This window comes from Streptomyces sp. NPDC089424 (assembly GCF_044749345.1).
GTDB lineage: Bacteria > Actinomycetota > Actinomycetes > Streptomycetales > Streptomycetaceae > Streptomyces.
The window spans coordinates 44,860-61,708 of the sequence record NZ_JBIVHU010000011.1; the positions used below are offsets into that span (position 1 = coordinate 44,860).

18 protein-coding genes are annotated in these 16,849 nt (G+C 71.9%); 5 read left to right on the plus strand and 13 right to left on the minus strand.

Annotated elements, in window-relative coordinates:
• Positions 1 to 53: 53 nt before the first annotated feature.
• Positions 54 to 560 (minus strand): CGNR zinc finger domain-containing protein, encoded by a 507-nt coding sequence (locus ACIP2X_RS34875; RefSeq protein ID WP_401681355.1) that lies wholly within the window; start codon positions 558 to 560, stop codon positions 54 to 56.
• A gap of 84 nt (positions 561 to 644) precedes the next feature.
• Here ACIP2X_RS34875 and ACIP2X_RS34880 point away from each other — a divergent pair, with 84 nt between their 5' ends.
• On the plus strand, positions 645 to 1,004 hold the full coding sequence (locus ACIP2X_RS34880; protein WP_401681357.1) for a VOC family protein: 360 nt from the start codon (positions 645 to 647) through the stop codon (positions 1,002 to 1,004).
• Between the two features lie 16 nt (positions 1,005 to 1,020).
• Positions 1,021 to 1,413, plus strand: coding sequence for a VOC family protein (locus tag ACIP2X_RS34885; protein ID WP_401681358.1), 393 nt, complete (start codon positions 1,021 to 1,023; stop codon positions 1,411 to 1,413).
• Between the two features lie 59 nt (positions 1,414 to 1,472).
• Here ACIP2X_RS34885 and ACIP2X_RS34890 read toward each other — a convergent pair whose 3' ends face one another.
• The 4 genes from ACIP2X_RS34890 to ACIP2X_RS34905 all read right to left on the minus strand — a co-directional run bounded on the left by ACIP2X_RS34890 (position 1,473) and on the right by ACIP2X_RS34905 (position 5,699).
• Positions 1,473 to 2,594 (minus strand): dipeptidase, encoded by a 1,122-nt coding sequence (locus tag ACIP2X_RS34890; RefSeq protein WP_401681361.1) that lies wholly within the window; start codon positions 2,592 to 2,594, stop codon positions 1,473 to 1,475.
• A gap of 193 nt (positions 2,595 to 2,787) precedes the next feature.
• The gene (locus ACIP2X_RS34895; RefSeq protein WP_401681364.1) at positions 2,788 to 3,966 is read right to left on the minus strand and encodes a dipeptidase; all 1,179 of its coding nucleotides are present in this window, start codon (positions 3,964 to 3,966) and stop codon (positions 2,788 to 2,790) included.
• 72 nt (positions 3,967 to 4,038) lie between these two features.
• Positions 4,039 to 4,563 carry a 5-(carboxyamino)imidazole ribonucleotide mutase gene (purE, locus tag ACIP2X_RS34900; RefSeq protein ID WP_401681366.1) on the minus strand — a complete coding sequence of 175 codons (525 nt, stop codon included), beginning with the start codon at positions 4,561 to 4,563 and terminating at the stop codon, positions 4,039 to 4,041.
• Entirely contained in the window at positions 4,560 to 5,699 is a 1,140-nt protein-coding gene (locus ACIP2X_RS34905) for a 5-(carboxyamino)imidazole ribonucleotide synthase (protein WP_401681369.1), read from the minus strand. Before ACIP2X_RS34905 ends, purE begins: the two co-directional genes overlap by 4 nt.
• 140 nt (positions 5,700 to 5,839) lie before the next feature.
• Here ACIP2X_RS34905 and ACIP2X_RS34910 point away from each other — a divergent pair, with 140 nt between their 5' ends.
• On the plus strand, positions 5,840 to 6,352 hold the full coding sequence (locus ACIP2X_RS34910) for a GtrA family protein (protein WP_401681372.1): 513 nt from the start codon (positions 5,840 to 5,842) through the stop codon (positions 6,350 to 6,352).
• Between the two features lie 27 nt (positions 6,353 to 6,379).
• Here ACIP2X_RS34910 and ACIP2X_RS34915 read toward each other — a convergent pair whose 3' ends face one another.
• Positions 6,380 to 7,648: an ATP-binding protein gene (locus ACIP2X_RS34915; protein ID WP_401681375.1), complete on the minus strand. Its 1,269-nt coding sequence runs from the start codon at positions 7,646 to 7,648 to the stop codon at positions 6,380 to 6,382.
• A 54-nt stretch (positions 7,649 to 7,702) separates the two neighbouring features.
• Positions 7,703 to 8,380 carry a response regulator transcription factor gene (locus ACIP2X_RS34920; protein WP_141311399.1) on the minus strand — a complete coding sequence of 226 codons (678 nt, stop codon included), beginning with the start codon at positions 8,378 to 8,380 and terminating at the stop codon, positions 7,703 to 7,705.
• 490 nt (positions 8,381 to 8,870) lie between these two features.
• Here ACIP2X_RS34920 and ACIP2X_RS34925 point away from each other — a divergent pair, with 490 nt between their 5' ends.
• Positions 8,871 to 10,382 (plus strand): peptide MFS transporter, encoded by a 1,512-nt coding sequence (locus ACIP2X_RS34925; RefSeq protein ID WP_401681378.1) that lies wholly within the window; start codon positions 8,871 to 8,873, stop codon positions 10,380 to 10,382.
• Between the two features lie 57 nt (positions 10,383 to 10,439).
• On the opposite strand, the gene ACIP2X_RS34930 is transcribed toward ACIP2X_RS34925, so the two are convergent.
• The 6 genes from ACIP2X_RS34930 to ACIP2X_RS34955 all read right to left on the minus strand — a co-directional run bounded on the left by ACIP2X_RS34930 (position 10,440) and on the right by ACIP2X_RS34955 (position 15,632).
• A complete protein-coding gene (locus ACIP2X_RS34930; RefSeq protein WP_401682088.1) occupies positions 10,440 to 11,723 on the minus strand; it encodes a hypothetical protein in 1,284 nt (427 codons plus the stop codon).
• Between the two features lie 35 nt (positions 11,724 to 11,758).
• Positions 11,759 to 12,808: a hypothetical protein gene (locus ACIP2X_RS34935; RefSeq protein ID WP_401682091.1), complete on the minus strand. Its 1,050-nt coding sequence runs from the start codon at positions 12,806 to 12,808 to the stop codon at positions 11,759 to 11,761.
• Between the two features lie 2 nt (positions 12,809 to 12,810).
• Positions 12,811 to 13,668 carry a hypothetical protein gene (locus tag ACIP2X_RS34940; RefSeq protein ID WP_401681380.1) on the minus strand — a complete coding sequence of 286 codons (858 nt, stop codon included), beginning with the start codon at positions 13,666 to 13,668 and terminating at the stop codon, positions 12,811 to 12,813.
• Positions 13,669 to 13,726: 58 nt separating this feature from the next.
• Positions 13,727 to 14,416, minus strand: a complete 690-nt coding sequence (locus tag ACIP2X_RS34945) for an LPXTG cell wall anchor domain-containing protein (protein ID WP_401682093.1) — start codon at positions 14,414 to 14,416, stop codon at positions 13,727 to 13,729.
• Positions 14,417 to 14,536: 120 nt separating this feature from the next.
• Positions 14,537 to 15,073 carry an ATP-binding protein gene (locus tag ACIP2X_RS34950; RefSeq protein WP_401681383.1) on the minus strand — a complete coding sequence of 179 codons (537 nt, stop codon included), beginning with the start codon at positions 15,071 to 15,073 and terminating at the stop codon, positions 14,537 to 14,539.
• A gap of 175 nt (positions 15,074 to 15,248) precedes the next feature.
• The gene (locus ACIP2X_RS34955; RefSeq protein WP_365447275.1) at positions 15,249 to 15,632 is read right to left on the minus strand and encodes an STAS domain-containing protein; all 384 of its coding nucleotides are present in this window, start codon (positions 15,630 to 15,632) and stop codon (positions 15,249 to 15,251) included.
• Positions 15,633 to 15,885: 253 nt separating this feature from the next.
• Between ACIP2X_RS34955 and ACIP2X_RS34960 the strand changes: the two genes are divergently transcribed.
• Positions 15,886 to 16,824, plus strand: coding sequence for an RNA polymerase sigma factor SigF (locus ACIP2X_RS34960; RefSeq protein WP_401681386.1), 939 nt, complete (start codon positions 15,886 to 15,888; stop codon positions 16,822 to 16,824).
• Positions 16,825 to 16,849: the final 25 nt, after the last annotated feature.

The following is a 16,849-nucleotide window of genomic DNA, read 5'->3' on the forward strand; positions in this document are numbered from 1 at the left end:
GCTCAGTCGGCCGAACCGGCGCCTTCACGCATTCTGCACCACGGCCCCGTCGCTCAGGCGCCCTTCGCCCGGTACCGCCGCATCTTCGCGCGCGCCCCGCACACCGACATGGAGCACCAGCGGCCCCGGCCGGCCGGGCTGCGGTCGTAGTACGCCCAGTGGCAGTCGGGCAGTTCACAGGCCTTGAGCCGCTGCCAGGTGCCCTCGGTCAGCGCCTGCGCCACCGCCGCCGCCACCCGCGACAGCAGCGGTTCCCCGTCGAGGGGAGCGAGGCGCGCCGACCCGTCCCGCTCGTCGACCGCGACGTACAGCGGCGCCCGCGCCAGCAGTTCGCCGAGGGGTGTCACCGCGCGGTGCGGCGGGTGCCCGGCGTGCGCGAGACAGGTGGCACGCAGCGACTCGCGCAGTGCGCGCACCTCCGGCAGGTCCCGCTCTCCGATCCCGAACGTGGCCCGCCCCTCGGCCGAGTCGAGGGCGTCGGCGCCCGACTCCAGGTCGACGCTGTTGACCAGGGCCTCCACCAGGGCGAGGCCACCGGGCGCGGGCGATCTGGCATTCATGCTTGCGACGTTACCGCCATTGCGGGACCATGAGGTAACCGTTACCGCTTGAACCCATCTACGGGTAACCCCCGAGGAGTGGTCATGGCTCTCGCACAGCTCGGCGTCGTCGTCCTGGACTGCCCCGACCCCAGCGCACTGGCCGGTTTCTACGCCGAACTGCTCGGCGGCACCGTCGAGGGCGACGGGGAATGGACGGATCTGAAGGTCCCGGGCGGAGCGCGACTGGCCTTCCAGGCCGCGCCCGGCTTCACGGCACCGAAGTGGCCGTCGGCCGAGGACTCCCAGCAGTTCCATCTGGACCTCACGGTCGAGGACCTGGACGCGGCCGAGGCGGGCGTGCTGGCGCTGGGCGCCCGGGTGCTGGACGCCGAGGACCGTTCACGCACGTGGCGTGTGTACGCGGACCCGGCGGGGCACCCGTTCTGCCTCTGCGCCTGCTGACCCGGAAGGCAACCCCATGGCACCCGGAATCCGTTTCCGCTTCGTCGTCCTCGACTGTCCCGAACCCCTTCCGCTCGCGCGCTTCTACGCCGGGCTCCTGGGCGGCACCCCGCAGGAGCAGGACGACGAGTGGGTCGTCCTGCGAGTGCCCGGCGGCCCGGGGCTCGCCTTCCAGCGCGTGGACGGCTACACCCCGCCGGAGTGGCCGCGCGCGGACCGCAATCCGCAGCAGTTCCACATCGACTTCGACGCCGGGTCGACCTGGGAAGAGGTGGACGAGGCCGAGAAGCGGGTGCTGGAGTTGGGCGCCCGGGTGCTGGACGCCGAGGACTACGAGACCAAGGACTTCCGGGTCTACGCCGACCCGGCGGGGCACCCCTTCTGTCTCTGCCGGATCGAGCACGACTGACACCGGGCGCCGGTTTCCGGCGGGCGACCCTGACATCGGCGGTCCCTTCCCTCGCCCGCTCAGGCGTCCAGCTCGGCGATCCGGGCGGTCGAGGGCGCGCGTCGCTCCTGGGCCGCGCGGGCGGTGGATTCGGCCGTGCGCAGCACCCTCTGGAGATTTCCCCAGGTGAGCAGGGCCAGATCGGACTCCGGCCAGCCACGGCGCAGCAGCTCGGCGACGAGGTGCGGATAGCAGGAGGCGTCGGACAGCTCCCGCGGATGGGCGCAGCCGGCGTCGTAGGTGCCGGACAGGGCCACGCTGCCGGGCCCGGCGACCGCACGGACATGGTCGAGATGGTCGGCGACGTCCCGGATGGTCGGCCCGGTCTGCTCCGCGGTCAGCGGCACCATGCACAGGCCCTTCGCCCCGCCCAGCGCGGCGAGCAGCTCGTCGGGGAGGTTGGCGGGGTGGGGTCGCAGGGCGCGGGCACCGGAGCGGGTGCACAGGACCGGCGACTTGGAGGCGGCGAGGACGCGTTCGACGGTCCGCTCGGAGGCGCCGGAGAGATCGGCGAGCACACCGAGGCGGTTCATCTCGCGCACGACCTCCTCGCCGAACCGGGTCAGCCCCGCCTCGCTCGCCCAGGAGGTGCCGGTGAGGGTGACGATGCGCAGGCCGAGGGTGTGCAGCACGCGCAGCAGGCTCACGGAGTCGTCCAGCGCGGCGGCGGTGGCCGGACCTAGCAGCACGGCGGTGCGTCCGCAGTGGCGGGCGTCGATGACCTGTCCCGCGGTGCGGGCCAGCCGCAGACCCTCGGGGTGGTTGCCGATCACCGTGCGGACCAGGTCGAGCTGCTCCAGGGTGGCGGCGACGGCCCGGTCGGCGGCCAGGCCCTCCGGCAGGTGCAGCGAGCAGAGCAGCGCGCCGACGTGGCCCCGCCGCATCCGCGGGACGTCGGTGTCTACGGCGACCTCGCCCAGCTCCAGGTCGTACCAGGGCAGATGGCGCAGCGCCCACGGCAGTCCGCTGTAGCCGTCGGCGACGGGGTGGGCGGCGAGCAGGGCGTGCGCCCGGCCCAGCAGGTCGGCGTCCGGCTCGTCCGCGCCGGTGTACGGATCCGGCGGGAACGGGGGGTCCAGGGTCAGGGCGTCGAGGTCGCCGATCTCAGCGGTGGTGTGCAGGTCGTTCTGGAGATCGGCCATGGCGGGCTCCGTACGTGCGCGGGCGATCGCTGTACGGCCACCGTCGCACGGGCCACCGGAGGGCTCCTGGTGGGCGCGGCGTTCGGGGGAGCCGCGGCGACAGCCGCCGGGCGCCCCCGATGAGACCGGTCCCGGCCCCGCCGGGACCGGGCGTCGGCCCCGGCCGGCCGGGGCCGCTCCCCCGCCTCGCGGTTCAGCCGTCCAGCGACTCGATCGTCGCGTTCGACGGGCCTCGCGTGGACTGGAGGTCGCGGGCCACGTCCTCCGCCGCGCCGAGGACCCGTACGGCGTTCCGCCAGGTCAGCTTGGCCAGGTCGGACCGGGACCAGCCGCGCTCAAGGAGTTCCGCGACGAGGTTCGGGTAACCGGAGACGTCGTCGAGGCCCTCGGGGGTGAACGGGGTGCCGTCGTAGTCGCCGCCGATGCCCAGGTGGTCGACGCCGGCCACCTCCCGCATGTGGTCCAGGTGGTCGGCGACGGTGGCCACGGTCGCCACCGGGCGCGGGGTGCGCTCCTCGAACTCCCGGTGCACCCGCATCGCCTCGGCGGTGCCGTCGAGAGGGTGGAAGCCGTGCGCGCGCATGTTGGCGTCCGCCTCGGCCGTCCAGTCGACGGCCGCCTGGAGCACGAACTTCGGCACGAACGTCACCATCGCGACGCCCCCGTTGGCGGGCAGGCGCTCCAGGACGTCGTCGGGGATGTTGCGCGGATGGTCGCAGACGGCACGGGCGGAGGAGTGCGAGAAGATCACCGGCGCGGCGGTGGTCTCCAGCGCGTCCCGCATGGTGGTGGCGGCCACGTGCGAGAGGTCGACCAGCATGCCCTCGCGGTTCATCTCCCGCACCACCTCGCGGCCGAAGGCCGACAGGCCGCCGACGCCGGGCTCGTCGGTCGCGGAGTCCGCCCAGGCCACGTTGTCGTTGTGGGTGAGGGTCAGATAGCGGACGCCGAGCGCGTACAACGAGCGCAGCGTCGCGAGGGAGTTGGCGATGGAGTGGCCGCCCTCGGCCCCCATGAGGGAGGCGATACGGCCCTGCGCGCGCGCCGCCTCCATGTCGCCGGCCGTCAGCGCGGGCGCGAGCACCTTGGGGTAGCGCACGAGCAACTGCCGTACGCAGTCGATCTGTTCCAGGGTCGCGGGCACCGCGTCGGGCAGGTCCGAGCGGACGTAGACCGACCAGAACTGCGCTCCGACCCCGCCCTCGCGCAGCCGCGGCAGGTCGGTGTGGAGATGGGCGCCCTGGGGAGCGGCGATGTCCCGGGCGTCGAGGTCGTAGCGGACCTGCTCACGCAGCGCCCAGGGCAGGTCGTTGTGCCCGTCGGCCACCGGGAACTCGCGCAGCAGTTCCCGAGCCTCGTCCAGTGCGGTCATGGCCGCCCCCCTGTCTGTCGCCATCAGTTGCCGAAACGTCCTTCGTGTGAGGTGCCGAACGGGCCTTCGCCGTCAGGTGCCGAAACCGAAGCCGCCGCCCGCGCCGTCGACCTTGGCGCGCAGCCGCTTGCCCTTCTCGGTGGCCTGGTCGTTCAGCTCCTGCTGGAAGTCCCGCATCCGGCCCAGGAGGTCCTCGTCGTGGGTGGCGAGGATGCGGGCCGCGAGCAGTCCGGCGTTGCGGGCACCCGCGACCGAGACCGTCGCGACCGGCACGCCGGCCGGCATCTGGACGATGGACAGGAGGCTGTCCATGCCGTCCAGGTACTTCAGCGGCACCGGGACACCGATCACCGGCAGCGGCGTCACGGACGCGAGCATGCCCGGCAGATGGGCGGCGCCGCCCGCACCGGCGATGATCACCTTCAGGCCCCGGTCCGCGGCCCGCTCGCCGTACGTGACCATCTCGCGCGGCATCCGGTGCGCGGAGACGACGTCGACCTCGTAGGCGATCTCGAACTCGTCGAGCGCCTTGGCGGCGGCCTCCATGACGGGCCAGTCGGAGTCCGACCCCATGACGATGCCTACAACAGGGCTCATTCGGTGATCGTGCCTCTCAGGTAGCCGGCAGCGTGACGGGCGCGTTCCAGCACGTCGTCGAGGTCGTCGCCGTAGGTGTTGACATGACCGACCTTGCGGCCGGGCTTCACGTCCTTGCCGTACATGTGGATCTTCAGCTTGGGGTCCCGGGCCATGCAGTGCAGGAACGCGGAGTACATGTCGGGGTAGTCGCCGCCGAGGACGTTGACCATCACGGTCCACTTGGCGCGTGGGCGAGGGTCGCCGAGCGGGAGGTCGAGGACGGCCCGCAGATGGTTGGCGAACTGGGAGGTGACGGCGCCGTCCATCGACCAGTGGCCGGAGTTGTGCGGGCGCATCGCCAGTTCGTTGACCAGGATCCGCCCGTCGCGGGTCTGGAACAGCTCGACGGCGAGGTGGCCGACGACGCCGAGTTCCTTGGCGATGGTCAGCGCCATCTCCTCGGCGCGCAGGGCGAGCGCCTGGTCGAGGCCGGGGGCGGGCGCGATCACCGTGTCGCAGACGCCGCCGACCTGCTGGGACTCGACCACCGGGTAGGCGACGGCCTGGCCGTGCGGGGAGCGGACGACGTTCGCCGCGAGTTCCCGTACGAAGTCGACCTTCTCCTCGGCGAGCACGGGCACGCCGGCGCGGAAGGGCTCGGCGGCCTCCTCGACGGAGTCCACGACCCACACGCCCTTGCCGTCGTAGCCACCGCGGACGGTCTTGAGGACGACGGGAAAGCCCTCGCCCTCGGCCGCGAAGGCGGCCACGTCCTGCGGGTCGCTCACGAGGCGGTGGCGCGGGCACGGCACGCCGATCGCTTCGAGCCTCGCCCGCATCACGCCCTTGTCCTGGGCGTGCTGGAGCGCCTCGGGGCCGGGGCGCACGGGGATGCCGTCCGCCTCCAGGGCCCGGAGATGCTCGGTGGGTACGTGCTCGTGATCGAACGTGATCACGTCGCACCCGCGCGCGAAGTCACGCAGCGTGTCGAGGTCGCGATAGTCGCCGATCACGACATCGCTCACCACCTGCGCCGCGGAATCCTGAGGGGTGTCACTGAGGAGCTTGAACCTGATGCCCAGCGGGATGCCTGCTTCGTGCGTCATACGCGCGAGCTGACCCCCGCCGACCATGCCGACTACCGGGAACGTCACGCCCCCAGGGTATCGGCCACGCCAGGTCGGCCGGTTTCCGCCTCTTCGACGGGCGTGAGGACATACACAGGCGATCACGGGAAGGCGGTGGTTAGCATGGCGGAGTTCACGAAACCGACCGACTGGGGGCCTGTACGACCATGGGACGTGGTTCCGCAGGGCTGCGCAGGCTCGTACGGGAGGTCGCGAGATTCGGGGCGGTGGGCGGCGCGGGCCTCCTCGTCAACCTCCTCGTGTTCAACCTGGTACGGCATGTGACCGACCTCCAGGTGGTGCGCGCCAGTGTGATCGCGACGGTGGTCGCGATCGCCTTCAACTACGTGGGCTTTCGCTACTTCGCCTACCGCGACCGCGACAAGAGCGGCCGTACCAGGGAACTGACCCTGTTCCTGCTGTTCAGCGCGGTCGGCCTGGTGATCGAGAACGGTGTGCTCTACGCCGCGACGTACGGCTTCGGCTGGGACAGCCCGCTGCAGAGCAACGTCTTCAAGTTCCTCGGCATCGGCGTCGCCACGCTCTTCCGGTTCTGGTCCTACCGCTCCTGGGTGTTCCGGGCGCTGCCCGCACGGGAGCCGGTGGAGGCCCTTGCCGACGCCGAATCGTTCCTGGAGACCCCCGAGCCGGTACGGCCGCCGCAGCGCGCCCGGGTGTGACCTCCGGGAGCGCGGGCCACGCCCGCCTCAGCGGACCGTCCGCTCCTCGTCCGAGGACTTGGCCAGCGGCGTACGCGACAGGAACAGCCCGAAGACGGGCGGCTGGGTCTGGAGCATCTCCAGGCGGCCCCCGTCGGCCTCCGCCAGGTCACGGGCGACGGCCAGCCCGATGCCGGTGGAGTTGCGGCCGCTGATCGCCCGCTCGAAGATGCGGGCGCCGAGGTCGGCCGGGACGCCGGTGCCCTCGTCCGTGACCTCGATCACGGCCTGGTTGCCGGTGACGCGGGTGCGCAGGGCCACCGTGCCTCCCCCGTGCATCAGGGAGTTCTCGATCAGCGCCGCCAGCACCTGCGCGACCGCCCCCGGTGTGCCCACCGCCTCCAGATGCCGCTTGCCGGAGCTGACGATCGCGCGGCCCACGCTGCGGTAGGCCGGGCGCCACTCGGCGAGCTGCTGCTGGATCACCTCGTCGAGGTCGAACGTGACCGCGGAGCCGGTGCGCGGGTCGCGGCTGTTGGTGAGCAGCCGCTCGACGACGTCCGTCAGGCGTTCCACCTGCGTGAGCGCGATGGTCGCCTCCTCCTTCACGGTGGCCGGGTCGTCGGTGAGGGTGATCTCCTCCAGCCGCATGGACAACGCGGTCAGCGGGGTGCGCAGCTGGTGGGAGGCGTCGGCGGCGAGGCGGCGCTCGGCGGTGAGCATCCGGGCGATGCGTTCGGCGGAGGCGTCCAGGACGTCGGCGACGCGGTCCAGCTCGGGGACGCCGTAGCGCTTGCGGCGGGGGCGAGGGTCCCCGGAGCCGAGCCGCTCGGCGGTCTCCGCGAGGTCGGTGAGCGGGGAGGCGAGGCGGTTGGCCTGCCGCAGCGCGAGCAGCACCGCGGCGATCACGGCCAGCAGGGCCACCGCGCCGATCATCAGCAGGGTGCGGCCGACCTCCCGGGTCACCGCGGAGCGCGGCTCCTGGACGGTGACCGTCTCGCCCTCCTCGCCCTGCCGGGTCGACTCGATGACGTCGCCGGACGGCTTCTGGCCGATCTCGATCGGCGGCTGGCCCGGGATGTGGACCACCGCGTACCGCTCGTCGCCGACCTGGTCGACGAGGATCTCGGAGGTGATCTGCTCGTCGCCGAGGATCCGGCTGTCGACGATGCCGGTCAGCCGCACCGCCTCGGACTCGACCCGCTCCTGGGCGCTGGTGCTGATCGTGCGGGTCTCCACCACGACGAGGGAGACGCCGAAGACGGCGATCACGACGAGCACCACGGCGAGCGTGGACTGGATCAGTCGGCGGCGCATGTCCCTCTTACCCGTGTGTTACCCGCGGCTTACCCCGGGGAGCCCGGCGCGGGATCAGCTCTTCTCGAAGCGGAAGCCCACGCCGCGTACGGTCGCGATGTAGCGGGGGTTCGCCGCGTCGTCGCCCAGCTTCTTGCGCAGCCAGGAGATGTGCATGTCGAGGGTCTTCGTGGACGACCACCACGTGGTGTCCCAGACCTCGCGCATCAGCTGGTCGCGGGTGACGACCCGGCCGGCGTCGCGCACCAGGACCCGCAACAGGTCGAACTCCTTCGCGGTGAGCTGGAGCTCCTCGTCGCCCATCCAGGCGCGGTGCGACTCGACGTCGATCCGCACCCCGTGGGTGGCGGGCGGCTGCTGGGGCTCGGCCGCGCCGCGCCGCAGCAGGGCCCGGACCCGGGCGAGCAGCTCGGCGAGCCGGAAGGGCTTGGTGACGTAGTCGTCGGCGCCGGCGTCGAGCCCCACGACGGTGTCCACCTCGTCGGCGCGCGCCGTGAGGATCAGGATGGGCACGGTGTGGCCCTCGGCACGCAGTCGGCGGGCCACCTCCAGGCCGTCCATGCCGGGCAGCCCGAGGTCCAGGACGACCAGGTCGACGCCGCCCTGGATGCCCGCGTCGAGCGCGGTGGGTCCGTCCTCACGCACCTCGACCTCGTAACCCTCCCGGCGCAGTGCGCGCGCCAGCGGCTCCGAGATGGACGCGTCGTCCTCGGCGAGCAGTACACGGGTCATGAGCTGATGGTAGTCCGCCTGTGGCCTGGGCCGGGGCGCGACGGCGAGGCCGGGATTCTTACCCGGCCGTGCTTTGGTACGAACCTGGGTCTGTAGCGTGGGATCCGGCTGAAGACCTTGGAAAGGGCGAGCGCGGTTCCCGCGACACCTGTGATCCGTGTCTCAAGTCCTTCCATTTCCGGCAGTGTCCTGTCGTATGGTGATTGAACGCCTGTAGCACCGCGGGGACCTTTGGCGAACGTCTGTCGCCAAAGGTCACTTTTGTGTGCGGGCCGGCTTCCCGCCGGCCGCGAAAGGAATGACCTGTGGCCGGGCCGCGCGCGCATCGAGGCACCCGCGGCGTGGATCCCGGTGGGCGTCGTCCACCGCTCCGAGATCCGGGGCGGACTCCCCGTGGGCGTGGGGTGGACGACCGATCCGCCGGTGCCGGCCGTACCCCCACCGGGCGCGCATCGCTCTATGAGCGCGTCCCGACCAGCAAGGATCGACCATGGCGTCCAGCCTGACGAAGGACTCGGCCTCCCCGGGCACCCCCGGCTCCGAGAAGACCTTCTTCGGCCACCCCCGCGGTATGGCCACGCTTTTCATGACGGAGATGTGGGAGCGCTTCTCCTGGTACGGAATGCGCGGCATCCTCGTTCTCTATCTGATCGCGGGCGTCCTCGACGGCCCCCTGGAGGGCCGCGAGGCCCTGGCCGCCTCGATCTACGGCGTGTACAACGCGGTCGTGTACATGGCCGCCATGCCCGGCGGCTGGGTCGCCGACCGCCTCTGGGGCGCCCGCAAGGCCGTGCTGGTCGGCGGCATCGTCATCGCCCTCGGTCACTTCACCCTGGCGATCCCCTCCGACATCGCCTTCTTCTGCGGTCTCGGTCTGATCGCGATCGGCACCGGTCTGCTCAAGCCGAACATCTCCGCGATGGTCGGTGGCCTCTACGAGGGTCAGTCCAGCGCCCGCCGGGACGCCGGCTTCACGCTCTTCTACATGGCGATCAACATCGGCGGCATGCTCGCCCCGCTGGTCGTCGGCTACCTCGGTGAGAACGTCAACTGGCACCTCGGCTTCGGTGTCGCCGGCGTCGGCATGACCCTCGCCGTGATCCAGTACGTCCTCGGCGGCCGTCACCTGGGTGACATCGGCAAGCACCCCGGCACCCCGGCCTCCCCGGAGGAGAAGCGGTCCGCGCTGCGCAAGGTCGTGCTGTGGAGCGGTGCCGCCCTGGCCGCGCTGGTCCTGGACATCGCGCTGGGCACGTACGACATAGAGCACATCGTCAACGTGCTCGCGGTCCTCGGCATCGTCGTGCCGATCGTCTACTTCGTGACGATGTACCGGAACCCGGCCCTGAGCAGCCAGGACAAGCCCAAGATCAAGGCCTTCGCCTGGTTCTTCGCCACCGCCGTGCTGTTCTGGATGATCTACGACCAGTCCGGCTCGCTGCTGACGATCTTCGCCGACGGCAAGACCGACCGCACGATCGGCGGCTGGGAGTTCCCGGCCTCCTGGTACCAGTCCGTGAACCCGGCCATGGTCATCGTGCTCGCCCCGATCTTCGCCGCGCTCTGGGTGAAGCTGGCCAAGCGCGACCGTGAGCCCAGCACGCCGATGAAGTTCGCCCTGGCGATGCTCCTCATCGGTGGTTCCTTCGGCATCATGGGGCTGGCCGGCGCCGCCGCCGCGAACAGCGAGACGGGCAAGGTCACCGTCTTCTGGCTGCTGAGCGTCTACCTGGTGCAGACCCTCGGCGAGATGTGCCTGTCGCCGGTGGGCCTGTCCCTGTCGACGAAGCTCGCGCCGAAGCAGTTCGTGGGCCAGATCATGGGTCTGTGGTTCCTGGCCACCGCGACGGGCAACGCCCTCAACGGCTGGACCACCAAGCTCAACGCGCCGCTGGGCGACGCCGTCTACTACACGATGTGGGCCGTCGTCGCCGTCGCCGCCGGACTGGCCTTCATGATGGCCGGCCGCAAGATCCGCGCCCTGATGGGCGACGTGAGGTAGTCCCGCCGGCCTTGGGGGCCGCCGCATCCTTCCCGGGTGCGGCGGCCCTCTCGTGTGTCAGGGCCTGCGGGGCAGGAACGTGAAGACCGCGCCGCCCAGGAGGACCGCCGTGCCGGCGACCAGGGCGAGGGCCTTGAGCGTGGCGTCGTCCTCGGCGCCCGTCTCGGCGAGGCCGCCGCCGGAGGCCGAACCGCCCGCCGAACCGCCCGCCGCGGAGCCACCCGAGGACGAACCGCCCGAGGAGGAGCCGCCCGCCGCGCCGCCCGGCTGCTGGGTGGTGTCCAGGGTGAGCGACACCTCGGTCTTCGCCGGGGTGCACGTCGTGGTCGTGCCCAGGGCCTCCACCGTCAGCACACCCGGCGACAGGGTCGACTCACCGCTCGCGCCCGGCTTGTAGGTACCCGTCAGATCGGGGATCTCGATCGGGTCGCCCGCCTTGATCGGCTCGGCGTTGGTGGGCCCCTCGACATGGACCGTGCCCGTGTCGGCCCCGCCGAGCACCACCTCCATCGACGGCTTCACCGAGTCCGCGGGGATCTCGGCCGGGCTGTCCATCACCGACTCCTTGAACCGCACGGTGAGGTCGAAGCTCCCGCCGTTCCTGCGGGCGTCGATCTGCACCGGCGAGGTGGCCTCCTTGTCACCGATGGGCGTCTTGCACTTGTAGGGGACCTGGACCTCCTTGCCGGTGAAGTCGGTCTGCCCGCTCGTCGTGGGTGCCGGGGTACCGGAGGGCGCAGGACTGCCGGAGGGCCCCGGACCGCCCGTCGGCGACGGGGACGGCGATCCGCTGCCCGTGGGCCCCGGTGTGGGGCTGCTCGTGCCCGAGCCGCCGTCGGCCGGCGTCACATTGATGGTCGCCGCCGCCTGCACGGCCTCCTGCGGGGCGCACTTCGTGTCCGTCGACATCGCGTTGATGGCGTAGGCGCCGGGCGTGAGCGTCACCGCGCCGGGAGTCGTCAGCTTCAGCGTGCCCTTCATCGCGGACAGCACCATGGCGCCGCCCTTGGGGATCGGCGGGTTCTCCCGCGGCCCCCGCATCGCGATGTCCGCGGCCTGGGCACCGGCCGCCTTGAGGGTGCCGCTCGGCTGCACCGAGTTGGCGGGCAGGTCGACGAGGTCGGGGTTCTTGGAGGCCGCCTGCACGAACGTCCAGACCACCTCCACCTCCTCCCCCACCTTCGCCGCCGCCGGCGCGGTCACCGCCACCGTCGTGGTGCCCTGCACGGGCGGCAGCCCCGAGATGGGCGGCGGGACGCACTCCGTGCGGTACGACACCTCGGCGGCCTGCGCGGGCACCGCGGCCACGCCGAGCAGCACCCCGGCACCGCCCACCAGCATCGCCAGGGCGGCCGGTGTGACTCTCCTTCGCGTTCTCACGTGGGTCCCTTTCTGAACGGAGTCGTACGACTCGGCGGGCTGTCGTCGTGCGGTGCGGAGAGCCGACCGGCCGTGCCCGGATCCGCGTCCGGGGTGAACCACGGCAGGGTCGAGTCGGAGGAGGGCCGGGGGGATCGGCGGGCGCTCGGGGCGGGCAGCCGCAAGGGGAGTCCGCGATGGCGTACGCCGCCCGGCCGGCGCGGCCGTACCCGGTCCACCACGGCCATCCCGGCGCGGAACACCGCCGCCGGCACCACCAGGCAGGCCAGGATCCAGAACAGCGTCACGCCCCAGGGCCGGCCCACGGCCCAGGGCTGCTCGGCGAGGACCTTCCCGCCGTACTTGAGGGAGACGGTGTAGTCGCCGTGCGCCCCGGCCGCCAGTTCGGCCGGCAGCCGGATCCGCGCCTTGCGGCCCGGCGCGATCGTGCCGCGCCACCGCTGTTCCTGCCACTCGGGCGCGAACACGCCGTGCGCGGTACCGACCTGGAAGACGGGGTCGACGACGGCGGAGGTGCCCACGTTGCCGACGGTGAGGACGAGGGTGCGGGCGGGCGGCGCGCCGAACCAGGTCAGCAGGCCGCCGGAGCCCTCCAGCCGGGTGTCGTCGAGCACCGACAGGCGCCCGCCCGCCGGTTGTGCCGGCAGCGGTTCGACGCTGTGCCCGGCCACCTGGAAGATCGCGTCGGCCCCTGCCTCGGGCCCGGTGACGGTGGCGACGTGCACGACGCACGGACAGGGCACGGGCGGTTCGGCGACCGGCAGTTCCTTGCGGAAGCGGCCCTCGGCGTCGGTGGTGACGGCCCGTCCGTCGGCGTTGGCGCAGGAGTTGGTGCCCCCGACGACGCCGCGCGAGGGCACGGACTGCCCGCAGATGAGGATCATCAGCAGCGCCCGCCCGCGCCACCCGCTGCCGGTCACGGTGACCGAACCCCCGGTCCCCGCCTGCGACGTGGACAGTTTCACGCCGGGTCCGTCGGCGGCGACGGCGGCGGGCGGCGGCACGAGCAGCAGCAGCGCCGCGAAGGCCGGCACCAGGAAACGCATCCTCACCTCGCCACTCCCGTCAACTCGGCCGGTTCACGGACCGGTTCGGGCGAGGGCCCGGGTGTCGCGCGGCGCCTGCGCCGCCGGACGAGCGTCGGTGCCGCCGCGCCGAGAGCCAGGGCGGCTCCGCCCGCCGCCACCCCGCCCCACGGCACGAACCGCGCCGAGGCCGTCGCGGTGTCCCCTGCCCCGCCCGCCGCGGTCACCGTCAACCGCACGTCGACCGCGTCCAGCGCGGGCCGGCCGGGCCAGGGTTCGCTCAGGTGCAGGCGGCGGCCGGGGGCGAGTTCGACGGGCAGGGTGCGCGGGGCGCGGTCGAGAAGGGTGCCGAAGACGCCCTCGGCGCGCACGGAGAGGGTGGGGACGAGAGCGGTGGTGCCTCGGTTGACGAGGTCGTAGCCGATGCGGTCACCGCGTACGGCGACCCGCTCGACGGTGAGCGCGGACAACTCGGGGCCGCCGATCCGGAGCAGTACGGGGACGGACATCGACCCGCCGTCGCCGTCCCGCGCCAAGAGCGTCCCGGTGCGGTCACCGGGCGCGGCTCCCTCGGGCACGGTCACGGTGAGGGGGACGTCCGCGCGGGTCCGGGCGGGCACGCGTATCTCGGCCTCGGCGAAAGTGACCTGCACCCCGGTCCCGGTCAGGCGGACGGTGACCGGGTGCCGTGTGCGGTTGGTCACGGAGACCGTGTCGCGCAGCACCGTGCCAGGAGCGCCCTCGGCGTAGAAGGAGGGACGGCCGCCCCCGGCGGGCGCGACGGACCAGCCCCCGCCCGCCGCGGCCGCCGCCGGGGCGGCGCCCAGCAGGGCGAGGAGCGAGAGGTAGACGGCCTGCACGGCACGGGTGGGACACGACACGGCGGCTCCAGCGGTCGTACTCCGGTGGGTCGGCGGCGTACCGCCCGGTTCCGGCGGCTCAACGGCGCACGCGTGCCGCCTGGCTTCGCCGGGTCAGCCACAGCGCGCCCGCCGCGCCCGCCAGCAGGACCGTTCCGCCGAGCGTGCCGAGGGCGATCGCGGAGTCCTCGGGGCCGGTCTGCGGGAGTTCCGCGCCGGAGTCGCCGCCGCCGCCCTGCTGGGGCGCTCCCCCGCCGGCCGGGACGGTGACGTCCAAGGTGAGCGACGGCCCCGGGTCGTTGTTCGGGGTGCAGGTCGTCGTCGTGCCGAGGGCCTTGATGGTGAGGACGCCCGCCGTGAAGGTGACCTTGCCGGTCTTCTTCGGCGTGTAGGTGCCCGACAGGTCGTTGATCTTGATGGGGGTGTCGGCGGGGATGGCGGCCTGGTTGGCGGGGCCGGTCACGGTCAGCGTGCCGCTGTCGGCGCCGCCGAGCGCGACGGTGGCGCTCGGGTTCATCGCGCCCTTGCCGAGTTCGACGGGGCTGGAGGAGACGCCCTTCTGCCAGGACATGGTGATCCGGTAGCCGGATCCGCTCCTGACGCCCTTGATGTCGATGGGCGAGACGGCGCTCTTGTCGCCGATCGGCGTCTTGCACCGGTAGTCGACGTCGACGACCTCGGCGTGGGCCGCCGGGGCGGCGAGCAGCACGGCGGAGCCGGCCAGGGCAGCGGCGGACGCGAGCGCCGCGGTTCGTCTCCGGTACGACACGGTGGACATCGTCGCCCCCTCATTTCCTGACGGCACATCAGATCGGGCCGTCAAGGTACGCCCGAGGGGTTGAGGAAGGAAGACGTGAGGCGTGTCGGAAGTGTGGGGATGCGCGACGCCCTAGGCGGGCGCTCCCAGCTCCGCCCACACCTTCTTGCCGGCGACGCCGGGGGCCCGTACGACGCCCCAGTCCAGGCAGAGGCGCTGCACGATGAACATGCCGTGCCCGCCCGGCCGTCCGGCCCGGTGCGGCGTCCGCGGCGAGGGCTGCCCCGTCCCGCGGTCGGCGACCTCGATCCGGATCACCTTGTTGTCGCACGTGAGGAACATCTCGTCCGGCCCCTCCGCGTGCAGGCACGCGTTGGTGACCAGCTCCGAGACGACGAGCAGTACGTCCTCGGCGGCCGCCCGCTGATCCGCGGTGGCGGCCGGCAGCCAGCCCCACGCGTACAGCGCCTGACGGGCGAAATCACGGGCCAGCGGCACGACGCCGCTCTCGCCCTCGAACGTCAGCCTGCGTACCTGACCTGCCCCCGGCGACACGGTCGCGCCCCCTGCGGACGCCCCGGTCCCTGGCACGCCCCCCTCGGACGCCCCGGAAGCGCCGCTGGGCTCCGGGCCGCGGTCGCCCGGCGAGTAGGGCCGGGTGGTGCTCATCAGCGCTTCACCTCACCGATTCACCAGTTCACGTTTCAAGATTTCAGTTACGAATAGGTCGGTGCTCAGTACTCACAGTCCGCACGCTCGATCATGTTTGCCGGCGACATGTTCAGGATGTCTCCTGCCCGACCGATCCGGGAGAACACCCCTTACTTCGGGACGACCGGGATGCTCAGTCGGCATCGCCCTCGCCGGACAGGGCCGCCTCGACCGTGTCGTGCACGGTGAAGACCGCATCCGCTCCCGTGATCTCGAACACCCGAGCCACCACGGGCTGCATGCCCGCCAGATGCACTCCGCCCCCGGCGTCCTCCGCCTTCAGGCGGGCGCCGAGCAGCACGTTCAGCCCCGTGGAGTCGCAGAACTCCAGCCGTGAGCAGTCGACGACCAAACGGCTGAAACCCTTGGCGAGGCACGCGTCCAGTGGTTCGCGCAACAGGTCGGCGGTGTGGTGATCGAGCTCACCCGCCGGTGTCACCACGGCACTGGAACCCTCTTCCCGCACCTCCACCAGAAGCCGGCCCGACTGTGCGCTGCCGACCGTCCCGTGGTCCATGCCGTCTCTCTCTCCCGAGGTCGTGGCTGCTGACTGTCGCCCACGAACACTACGCCTTCCCTACGCCCTTCGACAGCCGAACATCCGCCCAGAAACGGACATATACACACAGAACGCACTTGCGAAGCGTTCGGCAAAGCGGGTAGGGCTAGTAGAGACACGTAAACCGACACGGCCGGCTTTGGAGGCGCCGCACACCGCAGTGCACGTAACTGGCTTCGGCAGCCATATGCCGAGAACGATGGAGGACATCATGTCACCCCGGCTCGACGCATCGCATACCCGGACGGCGACGTCGACACTCCCTTCGGAACATCTGGATCCCATCGCACCGGACAGCGAGACGTTCGCCGTCCAGGAGGACGCCCTCGGCGTCCAGGACGACGTACTGGCCGGACTTCCGGAGATCCCCCCGTACGACGAGGTCGGTCCCGTGGATGCGCGGGCCCTGTCCAAGACCCTCTTCGAGCGGCTGGAATCGCTCGAGGAAGGCACGCACGAGTACTCCTACGTGCGCAACACGCTCGTCGAACTCAACCTCGCGCTGGTCAAGTTCGCCGCCTCCCGGTTCCGCTCCCGCAGCGAGCCGATGGAGGACATCATCCAGGTCGGCACCATCGGCCTCATCAAGGCGATCGACCGCTTCGAACTCAGCCGGGGCGTCGAGTTCCCCACCTTCGCCATGCCAACCATCATCGGCGAGATCAAGCGCTTCTTCCGTGACACCTCGTGGTCCGTGCGCGTCCCGCGCCGGCTGCAGGAGCTCCGGCTCGACCTGGCCAAGGCCGGCGACGAGCTGGCCCAGCAGCTCGACCGCGCGCCCACGGTGGCGGAACTGGCCGAGCGGCTCGGGCTCTCCCGCGACGAGGTCGTCGAGGGCATGGCCGCCTCCAACGCCTACACCGCCTCCTCGCTGGACGCGCAGCCCGAGGAGGACGACGGCGAGGGCGCCCTCGCGGACCGCATCGGGTACGAGGACCACGGCATCGAGGGCATCGAGTACGTCGAGTCCCTGCGGCCGCTGATCGCGGAACTCCCGCACCGGGACCGGAAGATCCTGTCCCTGCGTTTCGTCGCCAACATGACCCAGTCCGAGATCGGCGAGGAACTGGGCATCTCGCAGATGCACGTGTCGCGGCTGCTGTCCCGGACGCTGGGGCGGCTGCGCAAGGGGCTGACGGTCGAGGACTGAGACCGGCCCACCCACAGGCTTTCCG